Here is a 19,041-nt window from a genome sequence, read left to right as displayed (position 1 = left end):
GTCGACAGTTCCTCGAGCCGGAATGCCGTGGCGTCCGCTCGTCCGCCAAGGTGCCTAGTGTCCGGGCAACAATCGCGGCTATGCTCGCATTGTAAAGTGACACCTGCTCGCGGACGAGGATGTAGTTGAGATCCACGGTCGTCTCCCACCAGAGCGGGAGCGTAGGGTCTCTCAGCCGTGCGAAGCTCGGATGGAACCGCAAGATCTTATCTATTTAGTTAGCGCGGTCCGAAATTCAAGACCTGCCGTCAATCGCCTCGGTTCACCGCCCGGCCAGCGTTCGCGTTGAACTCGCGATGGATCTCATCCCGCAGCCCGCCCAGGTTCTCGTAAAACTGAGCCGTCGCGGGGATAGGGCCGGCCGCTATGTGAAGGTTCTAATGTCTAGCCGCTTGCTTCAGCGCAGCGTCTCTTGACCGCGGAGCGATGGCCATCCCCTCATACCATACTTGCCCCGGTCGTGAGCGCTGCCGTCATGAATATACCGTCGATCGGCTGCTCTAAGGCGGTCAGATTCTAGCACCGCTGCCGGCCAACCAGGACGCTCCGTGCGGCCGTCGTGGAGAGGCACTGACGTTGAACGGACTGCGATGGAAGTGCACCGCCCGCGGCGGGCGCTTGGGACAGAGGCACTCGCCGACCGTTGCCGTCGTGCCTCACAGGCTTGATCCTCGGCAAACGCATCATGATTCCACTAAATACCGGCTAGCTTGGGCTAGGAGTTCTGAAACAATCATCCCCGTAGCAAAACCTTTCGGATGCGACGTAGGAGGGTGCCCAAGCGGCAGGCACGTCGCTCCGCGCTAACACAGGTGTTGTAATCTCAGCGGAACATTGCGCTGCGCCAGACACTTAGCGGGCAAGTTCACCGGGAGCCGGTCATGGGCGCATTGTCAATTTTTCGGGCGCTGTTCACGCTCTTGTCGGTGATCATCCTGGCGTTATCCGCTTACCTGCTTTGGACCTGGTACGATGGCGACTCGATGCGGGGCGCGGATGGCGTTTTCCGGCGCGATCGGGATGGGTGGCGACTCTGGACGGGGGCGGCCCTGCTTCTGTGGTCCTTTCTCGGACGATCGCTTGTGCTTCCGCTACTGGCGCGACGCGATACTGACCCGATGCGGCTAGAGCACGGAGAGGGCTGGCTGGTCGACAGCTCCACCGGGGCCAAGATTTGGGTAGAAACCTATGGCCCGGAAAGCGCTCAGCCGCTCGTGCTGACCCATGGATGGTCGCTGGACAGCCGCATCTGGCATTACGCAAAGCGCGACCTCGCCGGACGTTTCCGTTTGATCGTGTGGGACCTGCCAGGGCTGGGCCGGTCTCACCGGGCCCACGCAAAGGTCGACCTCAGCGGCTTCGCTGAAGACCTCGCGTCCGTGCTAAAGCTGGCCGGTGGCCGTCCAGCCGTTCTCGCAGGTCATAGCATCGGCGGCATGGTTATACAGACCCTCTACCGCGATCGACCTGAGCTATTCGGACGGGAAGTAAGCGGCATCGCCCTGCTCGACACTACGTACACCAATCCGCTCAGGACCATGATCCTGGGTGGCTTAGCCCGGGCGCTCCGCTGGCCGGTAATCGAGCCCCTTATGAGGCTCACCATACTACTACAGCCGTTCGTTTGGCTCAGCTCGTGGCAGAGCTACCTTAGCGGCTCTTCGCATATGTCGACCCGCCTCGGCTTTGGGCTATCCGTCACCCGCAGCCAACTCGATCGCACGACATTGCTGATGACAAAACAGAAGCCTGCTGTCTCGGCGCACGGCGATCTGGCCATGTTCCGATGGGATGCCGATAGCGTCCTTCGCTCTTGTCCGGTGCCGGTTCTTGTCGTTGGCGGCAGCAGGGACATCGTCACCAAGCCTGAGGCTTCAGGCCACATAGCCGACACGGCCGGTATCGGCCGCCTCCAGATCATTGAAGGCGTGAACCATATGGGACCTGTCGAGCAAGCCGATACGTATCATAAGGCCATCGTCTCGTTCGCAGAAACACTGACGCCGCGCCGCTCGGCTGTAGCCTGATGTTCCTCTTTTTTCTTGCGGCGGCTTGGCTGGGGCGATTCATAACTCACCTCTTCTTCTGGTCGGTCATCGCGGGCTCCTATGGCAAAGACAGGTGGGGCGTCGGTCTCACCTGTTCTGCGACAGAACTACGTGAACGAGCGCCTGCGGTACGGCGGCCGAGTCGCCCTCCTGCGTCCTAACTCACGTTGGAGAGAGCCAGCCGAACGTGTGACAGCCTGTACGGGGAAGGAACGTGGATCGGGGTGCCCAGTGCTAGGCGGACCAGCAGACCGTCGCATAGAGATACTTCCCGACGACCTGCGGACAGCAGCGCGTCTAGCGCGCACGAAGGCGCTCCCGACCTTGTGCCAGGGGACCAGGCCGATCACGACCGCGCGCTCATCGCCCGGACACTAGGCACCTTCGCGGACGAGCTGGATGCGACAACGTTCCGGTTCGAGGAACTGGCGGACGGCACGCGCGCGCTGCGCACTTGAGGCGCAGGGCTTGCCAAGTCGCTGTCAAGACGGCCTCCCCTGCCGTCAGCCTTCAAGCCCGATCTGTTCGGGGGTTGCTGTCAGTTTAACGCGAACTCGTCTCTACATGGTTCACTCCGACCTTCGAGGGCCGCGGCTCGATCCCGCGCTCCAAAAGCAGGTCCTCTACGTTCCGCAGCGAGAGAGGGAACCGCACGTACACCAGCACCACCAGCCGGATCACCTCAGGCGACAGTAGCGGAACGGCGAGGTTGGCTTGCGCCGGCGGGGCATGCCCCCTCCCCTACTCTAGCGAGCGCCGCGGGTGCATCAGCTCTGACAGAGCCGTCGGCCCTGTTCCACTCCACCCCGGCCCGGCAGCATGCCTAGTGGATACATCGCCTGTAACGTCGCGGAAAGCGCTTACCACTGCCGACGGAAGCTGCGCATTGCCGCCACAGAATCGCGCCGGGCGCGTTGCGTGCCGACGGCGATCGATGTCGGCGGTGGACCAGTATCGACCAGTAAGCTGGTGGCCGGCTCCGGTGAGGGAGCCGCAGGCACAGAGATCGCGATTGCCGCAGGTTCGATCGCGGTGACTATGTGGTCCGTCAGAGCGACATCGGGTGGATGCGTCACCTCATCCGATGCCGCTGACCGTTCAGGAGCGCGCACCACGCTAGCCAAAGCGGCAGAAGACGCCGCCGGTCGTCTGGTCGAGCGTGGCGACGAGCCGGTCAGTGCGACGGCGGGGGCCGGAGCGACGGGCGCAGGCACGATGGTGGCGAGCGCGCCGTCGACGCTCGTCGCGAGCGCACGCTGGCTCGGCGCCGGCGGTCGGACGCGCGGAGCGTCCCGAGCCTCCTCATGCGCGAGGGTCAGGAAAGCCAGACTGGCGATCGCTCCCGCCGCGGCGATACCGAGCGTCGCGGATGCGCGGCGCGATCCCGCGAGCGAGCGGGCAAACTTGCCAAGCCCGATTGCGTCACCGACTGTAACGTCGGAGTCACCGAGTATCGACAGAAGCGCGGCATCGAGCTGCTCGTCCTCGAAGGCGGCGCGCGTGCGAGTCACCATGCTGCCACCGCTCCCTGGTGATCGGTCGCGCACTGGGTCACCGGCTCGGCCGGCGCTATCCTCTCGTCTGCTACCTGCAGGAACCAGCGCTCGCTCCGCTCCAGACCCATGGCAGTGAGGCGGCCGGTGCGATACGCGCCGGTATCGAGCCCCACCCGGTTGCCGCGCACCTCCGGACCTTCCTCGGCGATGGTGTGCCCGTGCACGACCGTGACGCCGTAATCCTCCTCGGCGCCGAGGAACTCCTCCCCGATCCACAGCAGGTCGCGTGGCACCTGACGCTCGAGCGCAACGTCGGGCCGGATACCCGCGTGGACGAATAGGTGACCGTTGTGGCGAAGCGTCAGCGGCAGCCGCGCGAGCCAGTCGATCACGTCCCGACCGACCAGCAGCGCCGCCGCGCGCAGCTCTTGAAATCCTGGCATGTTGTCGGTCAGCGCAGATGATGCGCCCCAGCTGATCAGCGTCTCGCGCCCGCCGAAGTCTAGCCACGCTCGATACGCCCAGAGGTCACCTCGCAGCGCGTGCACCATCATCTCCTCGTGGTTGCCCTTGAGCACTGTGAACCGCGGATTGCGCTGGCTGAGCCGCATGCAGCCGCGCACCAGCCGCGCACTCTCGGCCCCACGATCGATGATGTCGCCTAGGAGAACAATCCGCGTCACTGCCGGCACGCGCGCGGCATGGTCGCGCTCGATCGCCAACATCATCGCCCGGAACAGATCGAAGCGGCCGTGCAGGTCGCCGATCGCATAGACCCGCTCCGGCTCGTTCGCGTTGTCACCGCCGGTCACTCGCTCACTACCCCCGCGCTGGCGCGCTCACTCGTGGACCTTCGACAGCCCCACCGAGACGGCAAGGCCAGCCGAGAAGCTCGCCGCACCGCGCGACAGGCCCGCCGTAGTGAACCCGGTCAGCCGCAGCGGTGTTCCCGCAAACCGCGTAGAGGCGCCGGCGAACAGCTCGTGCGCGTCGTCAACCAGCCGCGTCGCCGCACGCGCATAATGGTAGGAGGTCAGCAAATAGGCGTCATGCCCAATCGCGAACGAGGCTCCTAACGAGGCCGCCGGGCCGTCGCGTAGCTCGTACAACGCGTTGTCGCCGAGGGAGCGATAGGTTACCGAGACGAACGGCGTCACCGCCCCGAGCGGGAGCGACGCATCGGCGCCGACGGCATAGTCGTTCGCTCCGCTGGACAGATGACTGCGCTCGGTCGCGGTGTTGATCTTGGCCCGCGCCGAAAGCTCGACCTCTACCGGGCTACCCGCTGGCGCAATCGTATAGGCGGCGCCGATCGTGAGATCGCCGATGCCCTCGGCGGTGCGCTTCACCGCGGACGTATTAGGTGCAACCAGCACCGGCGTGGCGTCGATGCCGGTGAAGACAGTCGAGCGGCTGCGTATCCGCATCCACGGTAGCGAGGCCGAGAGTGTGAGATTGCTCAATCGCAACCGCGCGCCAAGGGCGGAGCTCCAGATTGTCGTCGTCGAGCCCGTGCCGAAATCGCCCTCGCCGTAGATGCCGCCGAGCGAAACCTCGAGCGCGGCGTCGTCGCGGTCGAGCCGATCCATCGCCTGAGGCACGGTGGCAGCGGACACGGTAGCGGTGGCACTTGATGGCGAGATCGCGCTCGCGCCGTCGTAGCGCACGGCACGCCCGGGCGGATCAAGCAACTGCGCCGCCGCGGGCGCCGCGATCGAGGAGAAAGCGAGCGCCGCGAGGGCCATTTTGTCGAGGATCATCGGGCTCTCCCTCAAGCCGGCGTCATGGTGCTCGTTGCCACGGGCTGAGTGGCGGCACCAAGGATTACCAATGCTCTACGCAATCGAGCCGAGAGCGACAGCATTGATCGCGTTTCTGAAGCGGATCGGAATCAGCACGGACACGATCGCGGCGGACAATGGTGTCCCGCTGTCGTAGTGCGCCCCTCTTTCACCGCCCGATTAGTTGGGGGTCGTAGTCCACGCGCTTGTGTCAGACTCAATCACTTAACCAGCGGTCTGTTTCGTATCGGGACAGTATGCCCGCGGGCTATCGCGGCTCGGATGCGATCCGCGGAATGACCCCAGCAGGAGCAGCGTGCCGTTCTAAGGCGGAGCGCCATTCGCGCGCTACTGTCTCTCTCGCGCGACTTCATCCTTACAGTGCACCTTGACTTCAGTTCGTATCGCTTAACTGGCAAACGCGGTTTGCTCGAAATGCCGGAGCGCTTCACAAGTTCGAGGAGCGTGCGAGCAGATTGCTTTTCCGCCCGCCCCTCGAACCGATGACCTAAGCGTTCGCTTGGCTCGTCTTGATCGTCCCATTCAAACCAGCCGGGAAGAAGCCTCCCGACGAGACCGCGGCCCTGCTCTGGTAAACCACGTTGAGCACTTGAGCCGCAGTTCGACCCAGCACCAGGCCACCGTTGTTGGTAGGGACGAGGTTCGCTGTATTCGCATCGCCGATATCTTGATCGTTCTCGGTGTCGCCATCGAGACCGTCGCGTGCGTTGGAGATCTGCGTGATACGAGTGTAGATGCTTGGTACCGTCAGGCCACGACGCCACAGCTCAGAACGGATCACGCCGTCGTGATAGCATTCCGTCGCAAGGATGCCGGCTGAAGCCTCCAGGAAAGTCTTGTTGGTGATCAGCCGTGCGGAGCCGCGATAGGCCGTGACCCCAACGTCAGTTAGCAAATACGAGCCGATCAAGAAGTTCTCGTCGTTAAGGAACGGATCGAAGATCTCGTTCGACCCGATCACTCCTGCCGCTCGCGCTGCAGCGGTGAAGGCGCCCACGACGGTAGCACCACCGATCGTCACGCTAGCGCTTCCCGACAGGTTGATGGCCGGCTGCGCCACCGCGGAGCTGCCGAGGTTGGTGCGTAGAAAGCCGATATGGCCGAGCTCGTCGAACGCGATCTCGCGCGCATATTGCTCCACCACCGAATCGGTGAAGGTAACCGCACGGGCGGCACCGTCGCCGCTGCCGGTTACAACAGCACCTTGCGTACCCGCGCCGGTCTGCAAGCTCGCCGCGATCCCTTGGCCGGATACCGCGTAGGAATAGTAGTTTCCTTCGAGGTACTCAAGCTGAAGCGCGAAGTTGAGCACGTCCGCGTCGCTGACCGTCGGTGCTGGGGTCGGGGTTACGGTGGGCGCCGGCTCGGAGTCGTCGTCGTCGTCGCAGCCCGACAGCAGCGCGAGGCCGCCAGTCATCGCTGCGGCGCCGCCGCATAGACGAATGAAATTACGGCGCGCGCTGCGCTGATGCTCAGCGCGCTCCATGAGATCGAGAAACTCGGTCTGATCAGTCATCGCCGCCTCCTCAGTTCGCGCCGGAGCGGCGCAGCGCCGCGTTGGGATTATTGGTGCCGTTGGGGAAGAAGCCGCCTGCGGTGGCGGCCTGGCGGGTGAGATAGGCGATGTTGTGTACCTGCTCGGCGGTGCGGCTGAACACGATCCCATTCTGATCGGTCGGCACGATGTTGGCGGCGAGGCCGAACTGGTTTGTCACCGCCGTGACACCCTGGTCGTCGTCGGCTACCCGCTGCGGCGGACCAGCGGAGACGACAGAGCCGTCGAGCAGGTCGCGTGCGTCGGAGATTTGATCGGTGATCCTCCAGATCGCCGGCACATCGACGCCCCGACGATACAGCGCGCCACGAATAATCCCAGCGTGGAACGCCTCGGCAGCGAGGATGCCGGCCGCCGCGTCGATGACGTCGGGATTGCTGAGCAGTGGCGAACCGCCTTTGTAGGCGGTCACCCCAACGTCCTCGAATATGTAGGCCGCGATCAGGAAGTTGTCGTCGTTCGCATAGGGGTCGAACACGCCAGCGGTGGCGCTCAGATCGACCCCTGCAGCGACTGCGGCGGCGGTGAAGACCGTCGGCGAGAGATCGATCGCCGGCTGCGCCACCGCGGCAACGGTCAACGCCTGCCGCAACGAGGCAACGTGCGCGATCTCGTCGGCGGCGATCTCGCGGGCGTACTGGACCACGCCGCGATCGGTCAGATTGGCCCTCCGCGCGCCACTCACCGCACCCTGCGTCTGCGTGCCGGTGAGCTGCGCCGCCGGCAGGCCCTCGCCACTATAAGCGTAGCTGTAGAACTGCGCTTCGAGGTACTCGAGGTTGAGTGCGAAATTGAGAATGTCCGTGTCACTCGGCGCTGTCTGCGCCTCAGCGCGACCGGCAAGCGCAAGCCCGGCGGTGCCCATTGCTACTCCGGCGATGGCGGTTTTAAAGAATCGCCGCCTCTGGCTTCGGCGTTCGACGCGCGCGTCCAGAGCATGGATCAGATGCTCACTCCCGGGCATACCATCTCTCCTGCCCCGATGATATCCGCGAGGCGCCGGGCGCCTGCTCTGGCAAGCGGCTAGGCAAGATACGCAGGGCGTGAGGAATAGATGCCGGCAGAACGCCAAAGAAGCCGCTGATTTTAAAGATTATTTGAACGCTGTTTTGGATCTGCCTACCTGGCGTAGCGCCTTAAGTTCCGCTTCTGAGCCTTGCCAATTGCACGCCCACCGCCAAACCCTCGGGCGTTTTACGACTGAGCCCGCCAGCAGCACGAACGAGACACGCTCCTCGGTTCTAGCGATTGGCTGACTAAAAAGCCGCGCGACAACCGAAACGACCAGGCCGAGCTGAGGCCAAGGGTCGAGCCTACGTCATCCGGGAGAAGGTGTGCCAGCGCGGCGTCGACTTCATGAGCTGGGACGTGCTAGGTGGCAGGCCGCATGGCCCGAGGCTCGCCGCTGAGTGGCCTACGTCCCATGCGGCGAGCGCCCGGTCGGCCGCTGTCATGAGGCCAGTCGCGCAAGGGATCATGTTCGCTTCCGATGCTGCTCCATGAGCCGCTATCGTGCCATGCGAGGGACTGTCGTTAAGGCTTGAGGACGCATTGGAGCTTGCGGATTGCCAGTCGTCATGACGGTGCTCAGACAGGTCGGTGCCGAAGGGATTGCCAAGCACATCAACGCCGCCAATGCTGAGCGGATCGAGAAGGAAGGGCTGTGCGGATGCCGGCGTCGGCCGCAACGGGCAAACTTCGTGCCCGCCCGTCAGAGCCCGCAGACTTTCATGATCAATCGGAGGGCGTCGGTCAACCGACCGCTGCCCCTTTTCCTGCCAGATCCGAGCGCGCCCCGGGCCTCCGGAACGATCGTGTAGACCGCCTGCCGCTGAGCGCCGCGGTTCCGATGGCTGACACGGTGTCCCTGGTAGTGCCGCGTGACCAGGCCGGCGCGAACGAGCTCCGACACGGCACGGCTCACGTTGGTGCGGCCCGACCGGCGGAGACGTTCGCCGACCTTCTCGTCTACAAGGCGTTGTGCAAGCTCGGGGTCGGCCGGCAGCGGCCGCTCCGTTTCGAGCTCTCGCCGCACCTTCTCTGAGACGGCGAGCCGGCGGGGATCGCGCTGCGCCACGGACAGTAGCGCGTCGCAGAGCCAGTCGCGGATTGGGATAAGCTTGTCACCTTCGCGGATGTATGGTCCTGCCGAGCCGCTGCGCGCGCCGGCCTGAGCGATGAGGTTCAGGACCATGAAGCTGTAACGCGGCCGCTCGCAGGACGTGGTCCATCGCTCGAGGACCGCGGGAAGGTCAGGCAGCCGGCGGGAAGCGCTACGCCCTGCCGGCTCGTCGCGCCGTAAGTGCTGGAAGAGGTCGTGTTGGAACATGGAACATTACAAGCACAGGCGGACTCGCGAGTGAATCCCGCTTCTTCGCTAAGGCGCCGTTTGACCGCTCGCGGCACTTTGCCCGGGTTAAGTGCCACTGCTGTCTTCCTTGACCTACCAGCAGGCGTGGCACTTCCAGTTCAAAGTGCATTCCGCTTGGCTGATGACGTGCCGTCTGAGACACGACACCCCGTCGGAACAAGACTCTTGCATCCCCGTCCACTACTCCGCCTACCGCTCGGCAGTGTCGTCATGGCCGCCAACCCCGACAGGACGGCGAGGTCGGCGCACACAACGGCCGCCATGCGGAGCGAGGTCGTGAGATCGGCGCCGGATCGGGCCTGCTCTTGAGGGGGGCGAAATCTCACGGGGATCGTCTCCGATCCGCCCGTGACCCGCCCGTAGTGAATCCCAGGTTGGATCTGCCTCTCAGCGGGGCAGATCGTAGAAGGCGAGCGAGGCGAGCCGGATCTGCGGCACCAGCAGACGATGGCGCTTCGGATCATGACCGATCGCCGCTGGTACGGCGATGTCGCTCGCGACGGCCCTGGCCGGTCCAGTGGGTGGAACATGGTAGACGGCGTGGCCGTCTTGGCTTGCAACAAGCAAGCTGCCGTCGGCCAACGGCACGATGCCGTCGATCCGTCCAACCGGCAGCGATCGTTCGCGCAGGATCCTGCCGTTCTTGTCGCGGAACACCAGGTTCACACCCCGGCCTCCGTGAACGATCTCACCGGCATGCGTCAGGGCGATCCCGTTGGGACGCTCGAGCGCATCGTCACGAGCGACCCACGGCGCTGTACGGCCGCCGCGGATCACCCAAAGCGCGCCGCTCACCGCATCACTGCCGGAATCGGTGATATAGATGGTGCCGTCATCGTCCACGGTCAGGTCGTTCAGTCGCTCCCCGCCGGAGACCGCGATTGTCCCCCGTGGCACGCCCGTACGCCGGTCGAACATGTGCACCGCCGTAGGATCGGCGACATAGACGATGTCACCCTTGATGAAGAGTCCCAAAGGGCGGGCCAGCACGGCACCATTGCGCCCTCCCTCTATCCATTTGAGATCGGTCACTTGGCCGTCGGGGGACACGCGCGAGATGAAACCCTGCCCTTGAGCCGGCCCCATATTCGCTACCAGGTAATCGTCCGCTCGATCATCATAGCGCGCGCATTCCGACCCGGAAAATCCCACATTTTCAACCAGCCTCGACGCGGGCAAGGTCTGTGCGGGCCCCGTCTGGGCAGGCGCCACAGAAACCGTTAGCAGCAGGATTACCGGCGCACCAAGATACCTCAAGCTCATCTGCCGACCTCCTCTGCCCTGTAGCTAGACTGAAGCCCGTTTGGGAGGCACGTCAAGCCGCTGGTCGGCGACGCCCGCATGGCCACCCCACCAGCTGCGGTCCTCCCCTTGGGAACCAAGCGGGGTGAGGGCCCTCTCCCGACTGGGCGTATCGCGCGTGGGAGGCGAAGCAGGCGCTTGTTGGACGCTGCCGCGTTCCTGCAATGCGACGTCGATCCTCAGGTTCAAGGAACGCGAAATTGCACGCCGCTACGGTGCCATACTCGCGGCGTCGGTTGCTGTCTAAGTCGAGAAGCTCACCCATGCCGTGCTCGACGCCTGCATGTGGTCTTTCGCAAACCGTCGCGCGTCGCGCTCGCGGTCGAAGAGAAGAGCGAGCCAACGGTTCTCGTTGGGCAGAAACAGCCCCCACGTCATCTTCGGGTGAGCGGATTGGAGCTTGACGATGATGGTTGGGTTGCGGAGCATGCGACCTTTATAGCCGTCAAAACGTTGAGAACACGCGAGCATCTGCCGGCGCCGTGGTTCTTTGGAATACCGTGTCTTCTACAGTGTCGGCGAGAAGCTCTACTCGGTGAAGGTGGTCGGGGATGACGGATCCGCAGGCGCTCGGTAACTGGGTAACGATGTACTACGGCGAGGGACAGCGGCACCGCGGGCGCTTCCTATTCCTGCCGAGAGAGGGCGACCACGTGAATGTCATGGACCCTGAGGGCTACCGCTTCGTACTTCGTGTCGAAGGCGTGTGGTTCGACGAAGATGGGAATGGCTCAGGCGAGATGGTCGCAGGCCTGAAGTGCTCTCGCACCAACGACTAGGGCCGGCTCGACTCCCGCACGGCCGTCAGGTCCGCACAGAGCCGTCTGGGGGCCACCTCGGTTCTGAGGTCACCAAAAGCCATCGGCCCTCGTCGACCAGGTAGAGCCTCCAAGCGTCCTCATTGTGTGGTTCGGGTGCCGGCCGGCGATAATGCGTGGTCTCGCCTTGGCTTGGTTGCACTCGCCGCCACGGCTCAGCACCCCGACTGAAATCGCGGTGCTGGACGCCTGTGGAGGCGCATCACGACGATCTGTGCCCGAACACCTTCGGCGGAAGTTAAACGATCATGACCACCAACAGACCACACGTCCGCCCAGAAGTCCCCTCCGGGACGACTTGGAGCGCCAGCTTGGCCTCGCTATGCCGAAAGGAGATCGATGCTGGCCGAATGGTCCGCGCGTCCCTGCCGGGCTCATCGGTGCCGCTACTGATTAGGGATGCCTACGAGGATGGCGAGATGCTCGTCATCGTCGACCCGCAGGGCCGCTGCTACCATGCGGCTCATCCAGCCGGCGTGGTCGTCGTCTGTGCCCCCGTGACGCAGCCGGAGCCCGGCGAGAAGCTCCACTTGATGAACGTGGATGGCGATGACTGACGCCGGCAATATCGACGCGGCTACCCAGGCCGGCAAGATCCTCGTGGACATCGAGCTGCCCTCGGGTGCTGTCGCGTTCGACCTCATGGTGAGCGATTGTTCGACGCTGATCGAGAGGCTCCTCGACGCCGTGCTCTCGGCGTCCACGGGGGCCCGCGACGCATGCTAGGGAAGCAGCGCGGACATGATATGCATGTAGTTGACCGGAGTGGAGCGCTCCATTAGAACGGGCCCCGCAATGGCGACCGCCCGGTGGGCTAGGTGCTTCACCAGCCTAGCCATAAGGTTCGACGCAGCCTCTCTCCGATCGTAGCGTTATTTCCAGTTTAGGTAACGTTTCGCATCAGTGACCTCGAGACGGGTTCGCAGGCAGGCATAATCCCAAGATCTCTTTAGTCTGCCGCTTCGACATGCCTGAACATGTCGGCGTAGCGGCGTGCTGCAGTGATCGTGACCACGTGAGCGCCGACCGCTGCCGCGGCGGCGACGCCGGCGGTTGCGTCCTCAAACACCAGACAGCGCTCGGGTGCTACGCCCAGCCGCTGTGCGGCAGCAATAAAGCAGGAGGGATCAGGCTTTCCGCGTTGAACGTCGTCAGCGGATATCAACACCTTCGGCAGCGAAAGGCGGGCCGCCCGCAAGCGCCGATCGGCTAACTCGCGAGGAGCGGAGGTGACAACCGCCCAACGGTCAGCTGGCAGCGTGGCCAGGAAGTTGGCCGGGCCTGGTATCTCCGAAACTCCATCTGTATCGGCCATCCCGGCAGCAAGGATGTACGCGGCCTCGCGGTCGGCATCGATGCCCTGAAGTGACAGCCTGGCGATTACGTCCCTAACACGCATGTCGTGAGCGCTGGGCAGGAACGTGTCTGCATTCAGGTCGAACTGCGCCGCCCACCATCCCCAGACCCTCCGCGACGCTTCGATCGAGGTAAGAAGGGTGCCATCCATGTCGAACAAGAACCCGGAGAAATGAATGGTGGGAAATAGGTGTTTCATCGATGCGATCAGCCCATTTCTACTGCGCCGGCTTTGTCGTCTAGCAGATTGGCGACTGCGGTGACCAGTTGAGCGCCGGCAATCGGCTTCGGCACCAACGCGCTCTTAGGCACCCCGTAGGCGGTCCAGTCGACGGCACTATCCGCCGTCATATAGATCAAGCCGATCGCCGGGTGCTTCTCGCGCGCGTGGCGCGCGACCTCCCAGCCATTGATGTCCTTACCAAGGCGAATGTCGGTGACGATCCCGACCGGGACGTTGTCCTCGTCGTCGAGCGCCGCCAGGGCGGCCTCTCCTTCGCTCGCCACAATGACGTCAAAGCCGGCATTTTGGAGGACCTGTTCAGTGTCCATCAGGACGATGGGCTCGTCCTCGACAACGATCAGCAAAAGCGGATTGGGCAAAGTGGTGCCGATGCAAAATGAGTGACTTACCTCTCCTGCCTAAATCGACATCGATACAAGAAAGAAAGCCTGTCCTAATCCGGATACAGTGCCGTTGATCTGGCTACCGAGCTTAAGGGGCCGCGGTTGCTCATCCAAGCTGAGGGTGAGTCTCTGGCATTCATCCGGCGGCGATCCTGACAGTCGGGAGCTGCGAATACTTCGCACGGCTGTAAACTTCGGCGGGAGCAACGCGTCGGCTCCGCGGAGCTGGCTCACGCGAGTGGGACAGCACTCGGGGCCAATCTAGTTTGCATCTTTGCTTTCCTCGAGAAGACGCAACGCTCGTGCTAACCGACTTCTATCAAACGGTTTCTGCAACATCGGAAAAAGGAGCTTCGCTGCATCGCCGATCTCTGCATAGCCGCTCACGATTAGGACCTTTATCCCGTTTTGGGCGAGCTGCGCGCGCTGCGCCAACTGCGTACCGGTCATGCCGGGCATCATCTGATCGGTTACGAGAACGTCGATCGATGGGCCGGCCTCAATCTGCGCCAACGCCGTTGGTCCCGATGCCGCGAGCCGGACCGTGTGGCCCAGCTCTTCCAAAAGCGCAGCCGTATTCTCGAGCACCAGCGGCTCGTCATCGACGACGAGGATCGTCATCGAGGATGTTGGCTCAGCGCATGGCTGCACATCGTTCGCCGGCGTTGGGATCACCGCCGTCATCGCCGCGGGCAGGTACAGGTTAACCGTCGTGCCAGCATTTGGTCGACTGCTGATGACAAGCTGGCCGCCGGACTGCGCAGCGAGACCATGAACCATCGAGAGGCCGAGGCCGGTGCCCTTGCCGACCTCCTTCGTGGTGAAGAACGGATCGGTCGCACGCGCCAGCGTCGCCTGGTCCATGCCCGTTCCCTCGTCACTGATCGAGAGCCGAACGTAGCGGCCCGCTGGCAGCCCCAAGGCGTGGGCGGGCGCGACATCGGCCGTTGCCGCGGCGATGTTGATCGCTCCCCCCTCCGGCATGGCGTCCCGCGCGTTGACGGCCACGTTGAGAAGCGCGAGCTCGAGCTGATGCGCGTCCACGAGCACCGCGGGCAGATCTGGCGGGAAGTTCGTCTCGATTAGTACCCGCGGCCCGAGCGAACGCTGCAACAGGTTGGTCATTCCGAGTACAAGCCCTGGCACATCAGTCGCCTGCGGACGCAGGTTCTGCCGCCTTGCGAAAGCGAGGAGCCGCTGCGTGAGCGCGGCCCCACGTTCCGCCGCTTCTAGCGCGTTCTGCACGAGGTGAGAGGTCCGGGGATGCTCGGGCATGCGCCGCGAGAGCATGTCGAGGTTGCCGATGATGACGGCCAGGAGGTTGTTGAAGTCGTGCGCCACTCCGCCAGTGAGGTGCCCAATTGCCTCGTTCTTCTGCGCCTGACGCAGTGCGGCCTCGGCGCGCTTGCGATCCGTGACGTCCGTCAAGCCGCCCAGCACACGAACGATCGCGCCCGCGCCGTCGCGCTCGACCCTGGCGTCGGACAGGATGTCCAGAACGGCGCCGTCTTTGGCGACCATCTGATATTCTCTCGTGTCCAGGGCATCATGAGCGAGCAGCCCTATCCAATCCGCCTCCTCAAAGCGACGCGCCGACTCCACCTCCATAAAGCTGACGAGCGTACGTCCTAGTACCTCGGTGCGCTCGTAGCCGAGCAGCGTCAGCCACGCGTCGCTTACCTGTTCTACGCGACCATGCGGGTCGAGTGAGTGGAGCGGCAGCGGCGTGCCGCGATACAGCTTCCGGAAGCGCTCCTCGCTGGAGCGCAGCGCCGCGGCCTCCCGCTCAGCGAGCTGAGCGAAGCGACGGTCGAACATCGCAGCGACGAGCGACAGGAACAGGATCACGAACGTCGCCGCGAATACCGCCGCCGCCAAGCCGGTCTGGCCGACGCTGGTGCGCGGATCGATCACGCCTCGATGCGCCGCGAAGCTGGCCGCGCGCATACCGGCGAAGTGCATACCCGAGATTGCGACACCCATCACGACCGCGGCGCTGATGCGCTTGACCTGACTGCTGTCGCGCGAGGCGAGCCATAGCGCCGTGGCCGCAGCACCGATCGCGATCAACACCGAGAAAGCAACCCAGACGCGATCGTATTGGACGTCGGCGGCCATACGCATGGCGGCCATGCCCATGTAATGCATGGTGACCACGCCAAGGCCCATCAGGACGCCGGCGATCGCAAGTCGCGCCCATGAGGGATCGGCGCGGTCCATCAGTGCGAACGCCAGCCCGGTGACCACGATCGCGATCAGGAGTGACGCCCCGGTGAGCGTCAGATCAAAGGCGACCTCCAGACCGGGCATACTGTACGCGAGCATGGCCAGGAAGTGCATCGACCAGATGCCCCCCCCCATCGCGATTGCGGCGGTGAGAAGCCAGGCCCGGCGAGCGGCACCGTTCGCCGCGCGTACGCGCCCACCCAGATCAAGCGCCGTGTACGACGCGAACATAGCGATGAGTACCGACATCGCCACCAGTACGCGGTCGTGACCACCCATCCTTAATCCCCCTCGCACAACGTCTTTTTTGCACGAAAACAGGTGCATGGCGCGCGCGCAAGAGCTCAGCTGACGCTCACACGCCGCCCAAGTGGTTGGCGCGCCGCAGCGATTGATCCAGGTCGCGCCGCGCTACGCCTCAAAGGGAACGAAGCGGATGCCGAGCGCGCGACGATGGTACGCGTTCCACGGCAGCGATTGCGAGACGTGGTTATCGACGAGACTCTGGACGACATGCCAACGGACAGGGTTTGGGCGTATGCTGCGCCCTCCCCTCTCACGAACCCGCTGATCGCCTTTGTCAGCAGACGACGTGCACGCCCTTAGGGTCAGGACTCGTTGATCACAGCCAGAAGATGACGGTGGCAGCGAGGGCGACGGCAGAGAAGAAGGTGGTCGGGCAGCGGTCGTAGCGGGTGGCGACGCGGCGCCAGTCCTTCAGGCGGCCGAACATGATCACGATGCGGCTGCGACGCCGGTGACGGTGCTTGTCGTACCGGACCGGCTCGTTGCGCGACCTGCGGCCGGGGATGCAGGGCTGGATGCCTTTGGCCTGGAGGGCGTTCCTGAACCAGTCGGCGTCGTAGCCGCGGTCGCCGAGCAGCCACTGCGCCTTGGGCATGTCATCGAGCAGCGCTGCCGCGCCGGTGTAGTCGCTGACCTGGTCCGCGGTCATGAAGAAGCTCAAGGGGCGCCCGTTCGCATCGGCGACAGCATGGAGCTTGGTGTTCATACCGCCTTTGGTGCGGCCGATCAGGCGGCCAAGATCCCCTTTTTAACCCGTAGGCTGGCTGCCGTGCGGTGCGCCTTCAGGTAGGTTGCGTCGATCATGACCGTCTGCGGCTCGGCGCCAGCTGCAGCCCAGACCTTCCATCATTCGCGTAAACACACCGGCCTCGCCCCAACGCTTCCACCGATTGTACAGCGTCTTGTGCGGGCCGTACTCGCTGGGTGCATCTCGCCAGCGCAGCCCATTGCGGTTGACGAATACGATGCCGCTCAGCACCCGCCGGTCGTCCACCCTCGGCTTGCCGTGGCTCTTGGGAAAGAACGGCCGCAGTCGCTCGATCTGCTCATCCGTCAGCCAAAACAGGTCGCTCATCCCGGTCTCCTTGCGGAGCCTGAATCAGATCGCAACGCTCACATCAATGAGTCCTGACCCTAAAGCGGGCGCGCGTCGCCAGTCTCATGGGGCGGTACCTTGCCCTTCGTCGGCTGATCGAGTAGGGGCGTCCCCATTGCAGCTCGAACCGATTTCGTGATCGAAAATCATAATAAGGCTGTGCCACCGCAACGGCTCCGCAGCGATGCGGGGCCGTTGTGCTATGCGCCGGCAGACACATCGGCGCGCTACGTGAACGGAGAACAATCAGGCATGGCAGGCTTCAAGGCTCCCGACTTCAACGATCGCGCCACGGCAGCGCGCGAGGCCAAACAGAAGGCGCTCGAGCTGTTGAAGAACCGCCCGGCGCCGGATCCCGAGCAGCAGGCGGCGCGCGCCGCCGCGCGCGCGGCGAAGGAGGCCGCCGAAGAAGAGAAGCGCGCCGCCCACCGCGCCGCGGTCGAGGCCAAGAAGGCGGCCAAGGAAGAGGCGCGCGCGCGTGCCGAGGCCGACGCCGCCGCGGCCGCTCAGGCAGCTGCGGAGGCCGCCGCCAAGCGCGCGGTGTCGCTGCCCACCGCCGCGGAGCTCAAGGCCGCGCGCGACGCGCGTTACGCCGCTCGCAAGGCCCGCCAGCGCAAGTGATCGCGCGCGAGCTGGTCGGGGTCGCCGAGGTTCCCGGCGGCCCGCCGCTGCGCCTCTTCCGCCGTGGTGCCGATTATATGATCGTGCTCGAGCGCAACGAGCTGATGAGCACGCGGATGAGCGGCTCGGAAGAGGCGCTGGGCACGATGACGTGCGACCGGCTGGCCGATCGCCCCGCGCCGCGTCTGCTGGTCGGCGGCTATGGCATGGGGTTTACGCTGCGGGCGCTCCTGGCACGGCTCGGGCGCGACGCCGCGGTGGTGGTCGCCGAGCTGGTTCCCGGAATCATCGATTGGGCGCGCGGGCCGATGGCAGCGCTCACTGCCGGCTGCCTCGACGATCCGCGCGTGACGCTCGAGATCGGCGACGTCGGCGCCGTGATACGGCGCGCGCAGCGTCGCTACGACGCGATCCTGCTCGACGTCGACAACGGGCCTGACGGACTCACCCGCGAGGGCAACGACTCGCTCTATCAGGCGCGTGGGCTGGCCGAGGCGCGCGCGGCGCTCGCGCCCGGCGGCGTGCTCGCGATCTGGTCCGCCGCGGCCGATCCGGTGTTCGCCCGACGACTGGCGCGCGCCGGCTTCGCAGTCGACGAGGTGAAGGTGCGCGCGCGCTCGAACGGCAAGGGCGCGACGCACGTCATCTGGTTCGCGCGCTGACCCGTTCGTGCGAGACGCACGGAACACGCACGCCGGCTACGGTTTTACCGCTCCACTTGTTTTCCGTCGCACGAAAGGGACACGCCATGGCCGCCACCGAGCTGGAGATCGACAATAACTCGCTGCTCGATAACATCGACGAGCGTCAGGTTGAGTTCACGGGCGAGGTAGACGGCGACGAATATGAGTTCGCGGTTCAATATGACGTGCTCGAGGCGCTCAGCGGCGACGCCCCCGAGGGCGACGCGATCGACATGTTCAATCGCTTCACCGACGCGATCAGCGAGGCAGCGCTTGCGGCACTGTCGCGCGGCAATGGCACCGGACTGGTGATCGTCAGCGAGAACGACTTGGAATAACTTGGAAGTTTCTGCGGCGTGGCGGTGCGTCAAGACAGTTGCACCGCAGTCCGACTCAGGTCACTCTCCTCGCACAACGACAAGCCGCACGACGGCGAGGAGAGGTTTCGATGGACGTTCCCAGCGCGCTGGTGGTTGCGGTAGGCGGTATTGGAGCGGTCGCCACGCTCGGCATGGTCGTGGTGCTCGCGCGGCGGGCGCCGGAGACGCCACGACGGTAAGGTCGCGCTGGATGCGGCGTCGAACCGTCTAGCAGTCAGACTTCGGGCTGCCGGAGCGCGGCACCACCAAGCTCTGCCAAGTGTGGCCCGGAGCTCCCGCTTGGCCATGAGGACGCCAGCGACGATCCACCCGCCCGTGTCGCAAAACAGTCCGATCGCCGCGCCGGAGGAGATT

General features: G+C 64.6%; 19 protein-coding genes and 2 pseudogenes. 8 read left to right on the top strand and 13 right to left on the bottom strand.

What is annotated here, in order from left to right; all coding sequences use genetic code 11:
• The first annotated feature begins 881 nt into the window (after positions 1-881).
• Together ACMGDM_RS11400 and ACMGDM_RS11395 are read left to right on the top strand one after the other, a co-directional pair.
• Positions 882-2,027, top strand: a complete 1,146-nt coding sequence (locus ACMGDM_RS11400; RefSeq protein ID WP_436804228.1) for an alpha/beta fold hydrolase — start codon at positions 882-884, stop codon at positions 2,025-2,027.
• A gap of 347 nt (positions 2,028-2,374) precedes the next feature.
• Positions 2,375-2,506, top strand: a complete 132-nt coding sequence (locus ACMGDM_RS11395; RefSeq protein ID WP_436804227.1) for a hypothetical protein — start codon at positions 2,375-2,377, stop codon at positions 2,504-2,506.
• Between the two features lie 136 nt (positions 2,507-2,642).
• Here ACMGDM_RS11395 and ACMGDM_RS11390 read toward each other — a convergent pair.
• The 9 genes and pseudogenes from ACMGDM_RS11390 to ACMGDM_RS11350 all read right to left on the bottom strand — a co-directional run.
• Positions 2,643-2,779, bottom strand: a pseudogene (locus ACMGDM_RS11390) (IS6 family transposase); the annotation flags it as partial.
• 129 nt (positions 2,780-2,908) lie between these two features.
• Positions 2,909-3,562 (bottom strand): hypothetical protein, encoded by a 654-nt coding sequence (locus ACMGDM_RS11385; RefSeq protein ID WP_436804226.1) that lies wholly within the window; start codon positions 3,560-3,562, stop codon positions 2,909-2,911.
• Positions 3,556-4,356: a metallophosphoesterase family protein gene (locus ACMGDM_RS11380; protein WP_436804225.1), complete on the bottom strand. Its 801-nt coding sequence runs from the start codon at positions 4,354-4,356 to the stop codon at positions 3,556-3,558. The genes ACMGDM_RS11385 and ACMGDM_RS11380 overlap by 7 nt, the downstream gene beginning before the upstream one ends.
• Before the next feature lie 27 nt (positions 4,357-4,383).
• Positions 4,384-5,304 carry a hypothetical protein gene (locus ACMGDM_RS11375; protein WP_436804224.1) on the bottom strand — a complete coding sequence of 307 codons (921 nt, stop codon included), beginning with the start codon at positions 5,302-5,304 and terminating at the stop codon, positions 4,384-4,386.
• 529 nt (positions 5,305-5,833) lie between these two features.
• The gene (locus ACMGDM_RS11370; RefSeq protein WP_436804223.1) at positions 5,834-6,862 is read right to left on the bottom strand and encodes a ferritin-like domain-containing protein; all 1,029 of its coding nucleotides are present in this window, start codon (positions 6,860-6,862) and stop codon (positions 5,834-5,836) included.
• 10 nt (positions 6,863-6,872) lie between these two features.
• Positions 6,873-7,865, bottom strand: a complete 993-nt coding sequence (locus tag ACMGDM_RS11365) for a ferritin-like domain-containing protein (RefSeq protein WP_436804275.1) — start codon at positions 7,863-7,865, stop codon at positions 6,873-6,875.
• A gap of 747 nt (positions 7,866-8,612) precedes the next feature.
• Positions 8,613-9,095 carry a hypothetical protein gene (locus ACMGDM_RS11360; protein WP_436804222.1) on the bottom strand — a complete coding sequence of 161 codons (483 nt, stop codon included), beginning with the start codon at positions 9,093-9,095 and terminating at the stop codon, positions 8,613-8,615.
• Positions 9,096-9,659: 564 nt separating this feature from the next.
• On the bottom strand, positions 9,660-10,535 hold the full coding sequence (locus ACMGDM_RS11355) for an SMP-30/gluconolactonase/LRE family protein (protein WP_436804221.1): 876 nt from the start codon (positions 10,533-10,535) through the stop codon (positions 9,660-9,662).
• Between the two features lie 282 nt (positions 10,536-10,817).
• On the bottom strand, positions 10,818-11,003 hold the full coding sequence (locus ACMGDM_RS11350; protein WP_436804220.1) for a hypothetical protein: 186 nt from the start codon (positions 11,001-11,003) through the stop codon (positions 10,818-10,820).
• A 122-nt stretch (positions 11,004-11,125) separates the two neighbouring features.
• Here ACMGDM_RS11350 and ACMGDM_RS11345 point away from each other — a divergent pair, with 122 nt between their 5' ends.
• The 3 genes from ACMGDM_RS11345 (at position 11,126) to ACMGDM_RS11335 (ending at position 12,118) form a co-directional block, all read left to right on the top strand.
• Positions 11,126-11,353, top strand: coding sequence for a hypothetical protein (locus ACMGDM_RS11345; protein ID WP_436804219.1), 228 nt, complete (start codon positions 11,126-11,128; stop codon positions 11,351-11,353).
• 458 nt (positions 11,354-11,811) lie between these two features.
• A complete protein-coding gene (locus ACMGDM_RS11340) occupies positions 11,812-11,949 on the top strand; it encodes a hypothetical protein (RefSeq protein WP_436804218.1) in 138 nt (45 codons plus the stop codon).
• A complete protein-coding gene (locus ACMGDM_RS11335; protein WP_436804217.1) occupies positions 11,936-12,118 on the top strand; it encodes a hypothetical protein in 183 nt (60 codons plus the stop codon). Before ACMGDM_RS11340 ends, ACMGDM_RS11335 begins: the two co-directional genes overlap by 14 nt.
• A gap of 223 nt (positions 12,119-12,341) precedes the next feature.
• Here ACMGDM_RS11335 and ACMGDM_RS11330 read toward each other — a convergent pair whose 3' ends face one another.
• The 4 genes and pseudogenes from ACMGDM_RS11330 to ACMGDM_RS11315 form a co-directional block, all read right to left on the bottom strand.
• On the bottom strand, positions 12,342-12,947 hold the full coding sequence (locus tag ACMGDM_RS11330) for an HAD-IA family hydrolase (protein WP_436804216.1): 606 nt from the start codon (positions 12,945-12,947) through the stop codon (positions 12,342-12,344).
• A gap of 8 nt (positions 12,948-12,955) precedes the next feature.
• Positions 12,956-13,351: a response regulator gene (locus tag ACMGDM_RS11325; protein ID WP_436804215.1), complete on the bottom strand. Its 396-nt coding sequence runs from the start codon at positions 13,349-13,351 to the stop codon at positions 12,956-12,958.
• A 285-nt stretch (positions 13,352-13,636) separates the two neighbouring features.
• Positions 13,637-15,880 carry an MHYT domain-containing protein gene (locus ACMGDM_RS11320; RefSeq protein ID WP_436804214.1) on the bottom strand — a complete coding sequence of 748 codons (2,244 nt, stop codon included), beginning with the start codon at positions 15,878-15,880 and terminating at the stop codon, positions 13,637-13,639.
• A 343-nt stretch (positions 15,881-16,223) separates the two neighbouring features.
• Positions 16,224-16,982: pseudogene (locus ACMGDM_RS11315) on the bottom strand (IS5 family transposase).
• 273 nt (positions 16,983-17,255) lie between these two features.
• Between ACMGDM_RS11315 and ACMGDM_RS11310 the strand changes: the two are divergent.
• From ACMGDM_RS11310 to ACMGDM_RS11300, 3 genes are all read left to right on the top strand, one after another.
• Positions 17,256-17,624, top strand: coding sequence for a DUF6481 family protein (locus tag ACMGDM_RS11310; RefSeq protein ID WP_436804213.1), 369 nt, complete (start codon positions 17,256-17,258; stop codon positions 17,622-17,624).
• Complete coding sequence (locus tag ACMGDM_RS11305) at positions 17,621-18,286, top strand: spermidine synthase (RefSeq protein WP_436804212.1); 666 nt, start codon at positions 17,621-17,623, stop codon at positions 18,284-18,286. Before ACMGDM_RS11310 ends, ACMGDM_RS11305 begins: the two co-directional genes overlap by 4 nt.
• 86 nt (positions 18,287-18,372) lie before the next feature.
• Entirely contained in the window at positions 18,373-18,645 is a 273-nt protein-coding gene (locus ACMGDM_RS11300) for a DUF1488 family protein (protein ID WP_436804211.1), read from the top strand.
• Positions 18,646-19,041 lie beyond the last annotated feature (396 nt).

The organism is Sphingomonas larreae (genome assembly GCF_051400595.1).
Taxonomy (GTDB): domain Bacteria; phylum Pseudomonadota; class Alphaproteobacteria; order Sphingomonadales; family Sphingomonadaceae; genus Sphingomonas.
The sequence above is the reverse complement of the archived record's forward strand: the minus strand, read 5'-3'. Positions and strand labels throughout refer to the sequence as shown.